The organism is Sphingobacterium sp. N143 (assembly GCF_030325625.1).
GTDB lineage: Bacteria > Bacteroidota > Bacteroidia > Sphingobacteriales > Sphingobacteriaceae > Sphingobacterium.
In genome coordinates this window covers 244013-257687 of record NZ_JACAIS010000005.1, presented here as the reverse complement: position 1 = coordinate 257687, position 13675 = coordinate 244013, and the positions used below count along the sequence as shown (strand labels likewise).

The window sequence follows — 13675 nt, the reverse complement described above, 5'->3', positions numbered from 1 at the left end:
TTTTCGTAGCGGATAGGATGAGTTTGATCGGAACTGACAGAGGCCAGCACAGAAATAGCCTCTGAAACGGTCAAAGTCCCAGAGGCTATGTGGTGCTAGAATAGCTTTTCCTGCGAATAGGTATTGTTAGAATTCAATTCTATAATTAATGGTTGGAATGATGCCGGTCCATTTTTGAGGCTCAATGATCCTTTTGCTGAAATTGTAATGCATGCCCACTGTATTTTCTCTATTTAAGGCATTTTGAATGTCGAGGATGACCAGGTGACTTACTTTTTTACGGTTAATGCGGTAACTCGACGAAAAATCGAGCCGAACATAGGGGGCTGCCGTTAGTGTATTGATACGATCCTGGTCGATGACTTCTTCATCTAGCCGGAAAGATTCCTCCTCCAAAATCGGTGAATATTTTCTTCCTCCAGCATAGATCAATTTGGCATTTAACCCAAAGAGATTGTTTTTATTCTTCCCAACGGTCCATTCTTTTCCAAGGAGTAGATTGCCCACATATCGGGTGTTGAATGTTGTATTGTATTCTTTTCCGTTTAGAGCCTTGAATTTAGAATCAAACAAAGATGATGTTACCATAAAATAATAGCCTTTGCTTAGTGATTTTTCCAGGGTTAGCTCGATACCGTAATTTTTTCCCGTCCCTTTGTTGATGAGCTGGCGGTAGGTGGATGTTCCAATGGCAGAGATATCAGAAACATTGAGCAGAGAGAAGTTGATACTGGGATCGGTTGAGACTGGAACATCGTATAAATGTTGATAGTAGACCTCTGTTTTGAAGCGGAGTGTCCGATTGAAATTCTTTTCATAACCGATAACTGCCTGTGCCGATTTAGTAGGTGATAATTTCGAACTAGAGGTTATGTTGGACTCTTTTCCCTCCGAATGAGCAAAGTAGTAAGCAAGTGGCTCGAGCCGATTATATAGCCCTGTTCCAAAGGATATGGTCTGGTCGGCTGCGACTTTCCAATTTAATCCGAGTCTTGGTTCCACTGTCCAGCTTTTGCTCAGTACAAAATAGTTGGCATGTACACCTGTATTGAGGGTCAGTCTATCTGTTAATACCGTTTTAAGTTGTGCAAAAGCATCATAAGTACTGGTACTTCCGTTTTGGTTGATCCGTTCTTTCAGGGCAGCGTGCTGCGTGTCATAACTCAGGGCATAAAAGTCATAACGCAAAAGACTTGCATTGATGCCGGCACGGATCGTATTTCTGCTGTTAGCCCTGTAGTTTAGGCTACCGGCATACCGAATGGCCGTATTGGTGAATTTGTCCCTGCGATAAAGGCTGGCGATATAATCCTGCGTCAAGGTATCAGTGGTATTGGAATTGCGGCTTGCCGACATAGAGAGGATATTGTTGAAATAGAGCTTATCGTTGGCAATGTACTGGTGTTTTAAGCCTATACTTCCGGCATTAAAACCTAAGTTCATGTCCTGGGCATCTGTTCTTTCTTCCCATTTCTGGTAGTCCCGTTCAGCCGTTTCTTTCAGTTTGCCGAGCCCGCCGATTCCAAATATGGAAAATGTACCAGCTTTCTTAGTCGGAAAGACAAAATTGAAAGAAAGATCCTGATATTTAGGGACCCCGGTATCGGATACTTTTATACCTGCTTTTTCGAGCAGACTCAACGAAGAATAGCGATAGCTGATGAGATAAGACGCATCACTTCCTTTCCTGAATGGCCCTTCTAAGGTGGCGCCAACACCAAGCACACCAACATTGAAGGTGTATTCACGCTTGTCTGTATTGCCTTTCCTAAACCTAAGATCAAAGACTCCGGATATCGCATTGTTATATTCTGCTGCCAGTCCGCCGGTATAAAAGTCAGATTTACCCAATACCATGGTATTCAGCATGCTGATGCCGCCACCTGCGGCTCCCTCTTCACCAAAATGATTGGGGTTGACAATTTCAATCCCTTCTAGTCGCCATTGTAAGCTCTTGGGCGAATTTCCACGTACAATAATCTCATTGTCATCCCCCCCGGCAACTGCTCCTGGAAAACTCTGGGCCATCCTTGCCGGATCGAAAAATGCACCAGCATAGCGGTTGGTTTCCTCTGGAGAGAAGGAACGGCCACTGGTCATGGCCATCTGATTTAACGGCTGTTTTCCCGCATCGGCATAGACTACAGCTTCGTTTAATGTATTTGTTTGTGGTTCGAGTTCGATATTTAGGATATTTTCACGGCCACTGGTGATGAGAATCTCGGAGAGTTCTTCCTGTCTATAGCCAGCCATACGTGCCTGTAATACCTGACGACCTACAGGAACATGCAATAGCCTAAAAACACCTTGTTGATCTGTACTGGCCGATTGTGTCTTGCCATTGGAAGAAAGGACAATCGTGACCCCAATAAGTGGTAACCTGGTATTTTTGTCCAATACAGTTCCTTTCACAGTTTCCGTGACAACTTTTCTGTTTACCTCTGTGGAATCATTCTGTTGTGAAAATGATTGCTTGGCCTGAATGGACAATGCAATTATTAGGATGGAAGATAGTTTCATATGGATTAAGCTTTATCTCTATGACAGCTAACTTGGACTTTACCCTTGTCGGACAATGAAATTTTTTATGAAATGGGTTAATTATTGGAAATAGAAGACCCTGTTTTTTTGTGATGTGCTTAAGTTTTGCTGTGTAGAAGTTATTAACAAAAATAGCGCTATGTGTCAGGTGATTAACATGGTTGTCAACAGTATCTGTGTGGCTGTGCTTAGGTTTGAATACATACCTTAGTCCGTCAATGGGTGGCGGGATGGATGGATGTGTAGCAATTGTATGGGAACCTTCGTTATAACACTATAACTAATGAAGAAACCAAGATGAGCAAATTAATAATCGGGATGTTTGCCCTGTTTTTATGGGCTAGCTGTAGTAAGGATCATGTTGATCCAGAGATGATGGCCCCTTTGGAAATACAGAAGCAGTTGGAGGCTTATTATTGGGAGCCAGTACCAGTAGCAGGTGATGAAAAGAATGAGCTGTATCATTATAAGCCCCAGGACTGTGAAATGGATAATCTGTATTCCTTCTCCTTTAGTGAAAATGCACAAAAACTTATTGTTGATAGCGGGGATGAGCAGTGCGATAAGGGTGAGGATACCTTTGAAGAAACGATCATGCAGGGTGCCATTGATCGGTCGTTTACCTATGATCAGGAAAAAAGCAGTATGAAATTTGTGAACAGCGATCAATATGAGAGTTACGGTGTCCTGATCGATGGGGACTATTTGGTACTGACCTATCGAAATAACAATCCGACCGCTAATATCATTCCGATGGAATATCACTTTAGGGGAAAAAGTAAAACAATAGCACAGTAGTCATATTTCCTATATCATTTGGTTAAAAGACGGCTTGCCGTCTTTTTTTATCTTTAGAATTTAGCTTGATTATTTCTATTAAATGGTTATTTTAGCAACATTGAAACCGGTTGCATAAACTGAACCGCCTTGGGGAAAATAAAATACCGATGTCTGAAAAAGACAGACAATGGGCAAGAATCCCACCAAGCGAACGATGAATGTACCGAAAAATAAACACGAATGAAAAACCGAGTGTTGCGCTTCATTGAGGCCAATGAAAACGGGCACTTTTCCATAATCATTTACATATGAAACTCCGAATCCTACTTTTGGCTGTGATGACGGCATGGCTGCATCCACAATTGCAAGCACAGCAATTTCCGTATAAAAATAGTTCATTATCGACCGAACAGCGGGTCAATGATCTTTTGGGACGGATGACGGTTGAAGAAAAGGTAGGGCAGCTGAGTAAGGTGCTCGGTTGGGACATGTATGAGAAAAAAGGAAATCATATTGCTGTTAGTGACAAGCTTAAAAAGGCCGTGAAGGAACAGCGGATCGGTTTGCTCTGGGCGACGTTGCGGGCTGACCCCTGGACGCAGAAAACACTTCTTAACGGCCTGAATCCCCAGGAGGCGGCACGAGCAACCAACGCCATTCAACGTTATATGCTGGATAGCACACGGCTGGGGATCCCCTTGTTACTTTCGGAGGAAGCCCCACATGGTCATATGGCTATTGGGGCGACGGTATTTCCAACCGCAATCGGACAGGCAAGTACCTGGAATCCGGGCCTGATCCAACAGATGGCCGCCACAATCGCCAAGGAAACGTATGCTGTTGGGGGCAAAAATGGATATGGTCCCGTATTGGATCTGGCCCGTGATCCCCGTTGGTCCCGTACCGAAGAGACTTATGGTGAAGATCCATACTTGATCGGGCAGATGGGGCGTGCCATGATCCGTGGCTTTCAAGGAGAGCAGTTAGGGCAGCCGGATAAAATAATTGGTACGCTGAAGCATTTTGTAGCCTATGCGGCTCCTGATGGCGGACATAACGGGGAGTCTGTGTCGTTTGGTGAACGTAGCCTGAGACAGTATTTTTTACCACCTTTTGAGCAGGCGGTAAAAACAGGTGCAGGATCGGTTATGACCGCGTATAATAGTATCGATGGCATTCCATGTTCTGCCAATCCATGGTTGTTAAAGCATATACTCCGTCAGGACTGGGGGTTCCAGGGATTTGTCGTTTCGGATCTTTTGAGTATTTCGGGACTTAATGGGGGGCATGCTACCGCGGCCACCGCTGAAGAAGCAGCCTCACAAAGTATCCATGCGGGGTTAGACGTCGACTTGAGCGGATCAGGGTATGGTCCCAACTTATTGACGGCGGTGCGGCAGGGCTTGGTGGAACCTGCGGTATTGGATACGGCAGTAGCGCGTGTATTGCGGATGAAGTTTAACCTTGGGCTGTTTGATCGTCCTTATGTGGATGAGAAATTAGTCGCCCAGAAAGTTGCGACAGCGCACAATAAATCGGTGGCAAGACAAGTGGCCAGGGAATCTATTATTTTGCTTAAAAATGACCAGCATGTTTTACCTCTTAGCAAAAAGCTGAAACGCATAGCCGTGGTCGGGCCGAATGCCGATAATGCGTATAACCAGCTGGGAGATTATACGGCGCCACAGGCTGAAGGTAAAATTCAGACTTTATTAACAGGGATACGTGCGGCTGTGGGGAAGGGGACACAGGTTGACTATGTCAAAGGCTGCGCAATCCGGGATACAGCAAATTCAGATATCGCTGCTGCGGTGACAGCAGCACAGCAGGCGGATGCTGTGATCCTCGTCCTTGGTGGTTCAAGCGCCCGTGATTTTAAGACATCCTATCAAGCGACGGGAGCAGCAAATGTTGATCCCAATACGGTCAGTGATATGGAAAGTGGTGAAGGTTTTGATCGTGTCTCATTGGATATGATGGGGGATCAGATGAAATTACTGCAGGCTATTCAGGAAACGGGAAAACCGGTCGTCCTGGTTACCATCATGGGAAGACCACTAAACCTCAATTGGGCCGCTGAACATGTACCGGCGATCGTGAACGCATGGTATCCCGGACAGGAGGGGGGGCTGGCTATTGCAGATGTATTGTTTGGTGATTATAATCCCGCGGGACGATTGCCGGTTTCTGTACCCAGATCGGTGGGGCAGTTACCCGTGCATTATAATCATGCCAAACCAAAACACCACGATTATGTAGAGATGTCCGCCAAACCCTTATATACGTTTGGCTATGGATTGAGCTATAGCACATTTGCATATTCCAACTTACAAGTAAAACTGGAGGAAAAGGCTGATGATTTTGTCTGTACAGTATCTTTTGACGTAGAGAACACAGGAAAATTGGATGGTGACGAAGTGGCCCAGCTCTATGTTGTTGACGAAGTGAGCTCTGTGGTTACCCCCATTATGCAGTTAAAACGATTTGAACGGAAACCCATAGCTGCCGGAAAGAAGACTTCCTATTCTTTTGAACTGACGAAAGAGGACCTCAAGATATGGGCTGTGGATCATGTGTGGAAGGCAGAGAAAGGAAAATTTCAGCTATTGGTGGGGGCATCGTCCGATGATATCCGCCTCAAGGGAGAAATGCTGCTGAAGAAGGATTATTAATATCTATTGATAGCTGTTAAAACAGGGCTTTTTCAGAGATGCCCTGTTTTATTATTTAATAACAATATGTTTGATCCCTTTTCTATTCCATGTATAGGTAATATGGATCAAACCTTGCTCATCTTGGATAATAGTGGGATAGGAATACTCATCCCCTTTGATTCCATTTTCAAGGGTGAGGACATCTTCCCATTGTAGACCATCTTTGGATGTTGCGACGTGGAGTTGGGTGCGGCCTTCCCACCAATCTTTTCCTGCTACTGCCGGATTGTAAACGATCATGAATAGACCATTGTTGAGGCGAATGGCATCTGTTGCTGAGTTTGGGTTGAGGAGATTCGTAGCCTGCCATGGCCCCCAGGTCATTCCTTGATCTGCCGAAAATGCAGTCATCACTTTATTCTCTTTACTGCGGCAGAGGACCTGAACTCTTCCATCCCGATGTTGTACAATACTAGGTTGGATGACCTGGATGCTAGTGTCCTGCCGGATCTTGCTGATGGACCAAGTTTTTCCATGGTCATGACTAATTTCCAGATGTGCTTTCCATACTTCTTCTTTTGACTCCGTACTGGATGGAGAAAGTACAAGCCCATTTTTCAAGGTGACAGGCTTGTTTTTGATAGGTCCTAATATTCCTTTAGCTAAAGGGTTGGAGGGAGACCAGCTACGTCCCTTGTCCAAGGAATATTTGCTATAACCCCGCCATTCTCTTGGATTGGGACCTATTTTATAATATAAAAAGAGCGTATCTGTACTAGGGTATTGAAAAAGGACGGGATTCCAAGTTGCATGGCGCTGACCATCCAATATTCCATCCGCAATCTGTACTGGTGATTCCCACTTCCCGTTTGCATACAGCGAGCTCCATATCACGACATCAGGATTGGACTCATGGGTACCGCCAAACCATGCCGCCAGTAGACTGTCCTTGCCGATGGATTGGAGAGTCGAGGCATGGCATTGTTCGAAACTGACCTGACTTTCTGTAAAAATATGTGCTGAAGAAAGGATCCTGGGTTTGTAGCTATTACATGAGTTTAGGACGAGGATCAGGAATATGTATAGGATAATATTTCTTTTGATATAGATCATGTTTTGGTAAGGGCTATGGTTGCTCTGTGATAGGAATAACAGTACTTTCCGACGTTTCTGCTGTGATGGGTACGCCTGTGTAGGATAGTAACCCAGTTGGAGACAAATATGATCCAACTGGGATGAAAGGAGTATTATTTGCTTTGCAATTGAATTGCTGTTGCATAATTAAAACGTGTACCTGGACTTCTTAGCGTAATGTGATTGTCGTGTTGAGACCAATCTAATTTGCCTTTATGACCGAGGATCTTAACGCGTTTTACCTTAAAGCCATCGGGTACCTGGAAGATATATTCATTGGGTTGTTGATAGGTATCACCATCAGAAAGGTGGAAGACATTGACCACTTTGCTGTCTTTGCTTCTTGTATAATAATAGTCATCTTGATGGTAAGGAGCGATGGTACGTGTCGCATACACGGCATCCTGATTGATCTTCATCCAGGCGGCCAATTCATTAAGGCGGTCATAGGCGGCCTGATCGTAGTCACCGTTTGGACCGGGTGCGATATTGAGCAGATAGTTGCCCCCACGGGAAATGATTTTGACCAGCGTTTCGACAATTTTTTTTGTTGGTTTATAATTGTCATTGGGAACATAACTAAAAGAATTGCCCATCGTAATGCAGCTTTCCCAGGGAATATCCAATGGATGATCAGGAATAGCCTGCTCGGGGGTCACATAATTTTCCCAATTTCCAGGGACGGTACGGTCTACGACGATAATGCCAGGCTGGTTTTTTCGGGCCATGCCACCAATGCGGTCCATGTCGATGTTCTGGTCCATTTTGATGGTTTGTTGCCAATCAACAGATTTGTCAACCGTTTCCAAAGGACGTACCTGACCACCATCCAACCAAAGAATATCTACTTTTCCATATTCTGATGTTAACTCATTGATTTGGTTATAAGTGAAATCTTTGAATTTCTGCCAGCGGTCTGGGTATTTTTTTGGATCATAATTGACGTTTCTGTCTTTTGGTGGAAAATACGACCACCAATAGTAGTCGGAATGCCAATCTGGTTTGGAAAAATATGCCCCGATCTTAAAACCATCATTGCGGAAGGTGCTGAAGATTTCCTTGGTTACATTGGCTTTGGGGTTGCTGGAAAACGGTGTCTTGGGGGAAGTAATTTTATAATCAGACTCTTTGGTGTCGAACATGGCAAAACCGTCGTGATGCTTGGTGGTAAAAACCACATATTTCATGCCTGCCGCTTTGGCCGCATCAGCCCATTTCTGTGGATTGAAATCCGTAGGATTAAATGTTGTCTGCAGGTTTTCGTAATTTTTGAGATATTCAAAATAGGTTTTCCCATGTTCCGGCTTGCGTTGTGTCCATCCCTCATCTTCGGGGCAGATGCTCCAGCTTTCAACAATCCCCCATTGGCTATAGGTGCCCCAGTGCATGAAAAGGCCAAATTTCATATCCTGCCATTGTTCAAGGTTTTCGATCACCAATGGATCTGTAGGTTTTTGATAGCCATTAGACACATTGTGGGCTTGGCCAAATGCGACTGTTGAGCTTGTTGCTAATAACGCGGTTGATATAATGGTTTTAAGTTTTTGCATGGATAAATATACTATAAAATGATAAAAAGAAAGCCACGAAAAGTGGCTTTCTAACAGGTAGATGTAGAGTGGGATTAGTGAACGTCCCAGAAAAGTTTGGTGTTAATGTTATCTTGATCTTTGACAGCATTATAATTCGCTGAATTATAAACACTTTCTGAAGGAGGAAGATTAAATTTAACTGGAACTGTTTTTTGAATATCTGCATTTTGTACAACAAAATCGAATTTAGGTAAGTCCAACCTGCGTTGCTCAGACCAAGCCTGCACTGTTTGCAACACATTGAAGTGTATCCACTTTTGTGTGGCGATCAATTCAAGTTTATTGGAAGCACCTGCCCAGTTTAAATTGTTGATGTATGCGGTAATCGCAGCATCGGTTGGAGTTTTAGGAGCAGCGACAGTATTGTCATTTGATTTGCTTCGAATGATGCGATAAAGATCGATTGACTCTTTTATACTATTTTCAAAGGCTGTTTTTGCAGCAGATGCATTTCCGGCTTTATTGTAGTATTCGGCCAATAATAAATTTGTTTCCGTTGCTGAAAATAATATTCCAGGAAAATATTGATTCCTAGAATATGTTGATCGATTGTAGATCGCCAATGTACCTCCAGTTGCTAATGCTGTTTGATTTGCACTTGCTTTACTTTGGTCTAGTCCGATGTATTTACCAGCTGCCTTTTCACCTGGCTCAAACATAAACGGTAATCTAGGATCCTCTTTATCTAGCATATGATCAACCATTCGCTTACTGGCTAAATTGGCATACCACCCACCGGCTTCGAAGGCATCCCGGATATTTTTTGTTTGAATACTGTTGTCATCAAGATTATAAATATCCAGTTGTGCATTGTCAGCGTTGGCTAAGATTAATGGATTAGAAGTTTGATTATTAATAATTTCTGCAATCTCTTGGCTCGCCTGTGTAGCAAATTTTGAACTAGCAGAAACTCGTGTTAATAGTCTTAATCTAAGCGAGTTGCAATATTTTTTCCATAATACAATATCACCATTGTTAATAATATCCTGAGTTTTAAATCTATTGGCCGTAGCGCTACTAACCGTAATTGTATTGAGTTCTTTACTGATGCTTTTTAGATCAGTCATCATTGCTGCGTAGATGTCTTCTGCTTGGTCATAAGCAGGGTATGAGTTTTGATAATCACTATTATTTGAACTCAGCATACCTGCTTTAGACCACGGAATAGCACCATGTAAATCTACGGTTTGTTCTGTCTGATCGTAAAATAGAACCTTTGCAGTTAAATAATAGATCCTGTTCTCTTTTTTCTCAACATCTGCGGATTTATTGTAAATTGTTTCCAGTTCTCTATATTGCGCAAGGCCCTCATAATAACGAGACCAACGGTCTTCAATTGCGGCAGCTCCAGGTAAAAGTTGGTTTGTCTCATTAATCCAACCGGTCGTATGTAAATATCTAAAAATTGTCGGTCTGAGTGTAACAAATAGATTTCTATATTCAGGAACGATAAGTTGTCTGTAACTATAGATCATACCTGCAAATTGTTTTTCAACAGTCGTCTCAGTTACCTTTCCTTGGTCACGATAGTTTTCATCAAATGAGCTTTTGCTGCAAGAATTTGCAAACGTTAATGTGGCTGCACATAGCCCCATATATAATATGTATCTTTTCATGTCTTTAATAATTAGAAGCTAGCACGTAGCATTAAACCATATGTTCTTGTTGCTGGACTAGTTCCTGCATTGGAAACTTGATCTACCCAATTTGAACCACCAGTCATTTGTTCTGGATCTAAATCCTTTATACTTCTATAGATAAAAAATAAATTACGTCCAAAAGCTGAAATCTGAAGGTTTTTAGCTCTTAATTTCTGAGCAACAGATTTTGGAAGACGATATGCGATCGAAAGTTCACGCATTTTAATGTAGTTGTTCTTTTGCACGTACAATTCATATCGTGAGTTGGAATATTGTGGGCCGCCCCAGTTATAGGTATTGTTATAGTAAACTGCTTGTGAGATGATGTTGTCATTTGGTGAACCATCTGCTTTAACACCCTCCATTAACATACCATCATGATAGACTGTTTCTCCATTTGGACCAGTGTTTCCAGTCGTTGCAATACCTTTTCCATTGGCCGTGTAGTAGCTAAGTCCACCATGTTCAGCATCCATATTATTTAAACTTTCTTCCAAAAGTCCCCGGCTAATCATCCAGTTTATACCAGTTGGCATAACATGGCCTCCCCATCTGAAATCAAGTAAAGCATCCAATGTGAAATTTTTATATGTAAATGTATTTGTTAACCCACCTACAGCTTTCGGCATTGCATTTCCAGCTTTAATCCAGGAGTCGGCATCCAATTGGTATAGTCCATTATCCTGAACAATTTTATTGCCATTAGCATCAGTAGCTAAAGGATGTACCATGATATCCCCCATTGGTTGACCTACTTTGGAGACTAATTGGGCCGCAGCGCCATCATAATCTTTGTGCAATAGCTCAGAGACTCCACCTGGCAGTTCTTCTACGATATTTTTGTTCATAGAAAAATTTAAAACAGTATTCCATCTAAAATCTTCACCTTGTATAGGTGTACCTGTGATTGCAAATTCCCAACCCTTATTGCGTAAGGTACCCACATTCGCAACAATTGAACTTGAACCCATTGAGATTGGTAAGGTGTAATTCAGGATCTGGTCTTGAATTAAGCCATTGTAGTAAGTGATATCAAAGCCTAAACGATTATTAAATAACCGGGTCTCCAAGCCAAATTCATATTCTTTCTTCCGTTCTGATTTTATATTTTCATTTCCAAATGCACTTGTCGGCACGTTGGTGTAAATTACAGCCTGGCCACCTAGGGTTTGTACGCCCATGGTGTTTTGTGTATAACTTAATGGACTTTGATAAATCTGAGGATAATTACCTACGATACCAAATGAACCTCTTAATTTAGCATAATTAAAAACTTCTGGAAGTTGGAAGGCTTCTGATAGTAATAAACTGGAATTTACAGAAGGGTAGTAGGTCACATTGTTGTCGGGGTGCATGGTTGATATGATTTCTCTTCTTAGCGTTCCTTCAAGAAACCAATAATCCTTGTAATTAAAGTTCAATGTTCCAAATAATGCATCTCTAAGTTGGTTTCTCCGGAAATTATATTTCGAATTTCCCCCAATCGTATTTACGGAGGCATTAATATCATACCAATCTCGAACACTTAATCCCCCAGCTGTTTCTCTTTGGACATAAGTGTCTTGACTTTTGGTCGCTGTATAGCCGAGCATTGCCCCAACTTTGATATCTTGGTTGATCTGTTTATTATATGATGCCAAGAAATCTGCATAATAAATGTTGGCATTTTGCTGACCTAAACCGAAATATCCTGTGTTTTCATAAGCTAAAGGTTTCTCATTAGGTTGCTTGTCTTCTGTTCGGAGGGATGTCATATCAGCAGAGAAACGTGCTCTCAATGAAAAGTCACTTGTTACCTGCCAAGTATTGGTTACAGAGCCTAAAACGCGGTTAGAATATTCATCATATTGTTTGGCCTTTGAATTCCAGATAAAATCCAGTACGTCTGTTTTATAACCATTGTATATTAAGTTTTCACCTGGCGTTAAGCTTTGATTTGTACCCGTAACGTATTTATAACCGAGACTGGTTTTATATTTGTTGAGATACCATTCGGGATTATCAAATGTTGAAATCATCCCTGTGAAGTTATTTATTAAGCGATCTGTAAGGAATGGTCTATTATGTGTATGCTGATTAACATAATTAACAACGATGTCTGTCGTTAATTTATCCCAAAGTTTGAAGGAGGAATTTAAATTAGCGATATTCTTTTTATTGGTAGATTCTAAGGCCGTCATTTGATTATCTTGACGAGTGACCGAAAACCTAGTATTTGACTTATCCGTTGTATGACCTAGTGCTAGGTTGAATGTTGTATTGTTAGGATTGTTAAATAACTTACCATAGGAGTTCTGAGCAGAATAGGGCCGCACTACACCATCCCAGGAAATTATGTCTTTGCCGTCAAATTTTGGGCCGAAATTTACTGTTGCTGGTAGTACACCACGTGTTACGCCATTAATAGCAAGACTTTTGTCGTAGTAATAAAACATATCATCTGCTTGCCCATCATCTTGATAAGCCTTTGTATAACCTGGACCTCTTACATCTTGGAACCTTGGTAGATAAGCAATTTGATCATGGGTATACGTTGCATTAAAATCAATAGAAAATCCATTTCCCCCTTTTCCTGATTTGGTTGTTACCAAGACCACACCATTCATTGCTTCCGATCCATATAGAGCTGCAGCCGAAGCTCCCTTCAAAATACTGATATTTTCTATATCTTCAGGATTCAGATCTTCAAGACCATTTCCACGTGAGCGTTGGTCACCCCAATAGTCTGAGTTGTTAAAATTAGTTTGACGCATAGGAACCCCATCAATGATAACCAAAGGCTGCGAGTTTCCAGTAATAGAGTTTGTACCACGGATATTAATATTGATACCAGATGTGGCCCCACCTGGCGCAGCAGATATGCGTACACCTGGTGCTTTACCATACAATGCTCCAGCAAAGTTTGGTGAACCTGTTTTTGTTAATTCTTTCGAATCAACTGTGCTCATGGCATAACCAAGTTCCTTAGGAGCACGTTTAATCCCCATGGCAGTGACAACGACTTCCTCTAAATTTGAAGCATCCTCTGTCAATTTAATGTTGATAGTTTTTGTAGAGCCAACTACGATTTCTTGTGGTTTGTAGCCGACAATAGATACACGCAAGATCTCGCCTTGTGAAGCCTGAATTGTAAAAGATCCATTGGCCCCAGTTTGAGTGCCTCTGGTTGTTCCCTTTACTGAGACGGTTGCGCCAGAAATTGGTCCATTAGCATCTGAAACTATTCCAGAGATGCTTTGCTGAGCATATAGCGATGTTGCACTGAAAAGTGTACATAGCGCTAATCCTGCAGTTTTTTTGTAAAATAGACTCATGTTTTAGGTGTTTGTGTAAA

General features: G+C 42.1%; 7 protein-coding genes. 2 read left to right on the top strand and 5 right to left on the bottom strand.

The features are described from left to right. Nucleotides 1-126: 126 nt before the first annotated feature. Nucleotides 127-2520, bottom strand: a complete 2394-nt coding sequence (locus tag HX021_RS12090) for a TonB-dependent receptor (RefSeq protein WP_286590615.1) — start codon at nt 2518-2520, stop codon at nt 127-129. A gap of 318 nt (nt 2521-2838) precedes the next feature. Between HX021_RS12090 and HX021_RS12085 the strand changes: the two genes are divergently transcribed. Continuing rightward, nucleotides 2839-3339, top strand: a complete 501-nt coding sequence (locus tag HX021_RS12085) for a hypothetical protein (protein WP_286590614.1) — start codon at nt 2839-2841, stop codon at nt 3337-3339. 290 nt (nt 3340-3629) lie between these two features. Further along, nucleotides 3630-5993, top strand: coding sequence for a glycoside hydrolase family 3 N-terminal domain-containing protein (locus HX021_RS12080; protein WP_286590613.1), 2364 nt, complete (start codon nt 3630-3632; stop codon nt 5991-5993). A gap of 51 nt (nt 5994-6044) precedes the next feature. Here the strand turns inward: HX021_RS12080 and HX021_RS12075 are convergent, their stop codons facing one another. The 4 genes from HX021_RS12075 to HX021_RS12060 all read right to left on the bottom strand — a co-directional run bounded on the left by HX021_RS12075 (nt 6045) and on the right by HX021_RS12060 (nt 13655). Further along, nucleotides 6045-7088 carry a sialidase family protein gene (locus tag HX021_RS12075; protein WP_286590612.1) on the bottom strand — a complete coding sequence of 348 codons (1044 nt, stop codon included), beginning with the start codon at nt 7086-7088 and terminating at the stop codon, nt 6045-6047. Nucleotides 7089-7222: 134 nt separating this feature from the next. After that, nucleotides 7223-8659 carry an alpha-L-fucosidase gene (locus tag HX021_RS12070; RefSeq protein ID WP_286590611.1) on the bottom strand — a complete coding sequence of 479 codons (1437 nt, stop codon included), beginning with the start codon at nt 8657-8659 and terminating at the stop codon, nt 7223-7225. A 74-nt stretch (nt 8660-8733) separates the two neighbouring features. Continuing rightward, nucleotides 8734-10317, bottom strand: coding sequence for a SusD/RagB family nutrient-binding outer membrane lipoprotein (locus HX021_RS12065; RefSeq protein WP_286590610.1), 1584 nt, complete (start codon nt 10315-10317; stop codon nt 8734-8736). An 11-nt stretch (nt 10318-10328) separates the two neighbouring features. Further along, the gene (locus HX021_RS12060) at nt 10329-13655 is read right to left on the bottom strand and encodes a SusC/RagA family TonB-linked outer membrane protein (protein WP_286590609.1); all 3327 of its coding nucleotides are present in this window, start codon (nt 13653-13655) and stop codon (nt 10329-10331) included. Between the last annotated feature and the right edge of the window lie 20 nt (nt 13656-13675).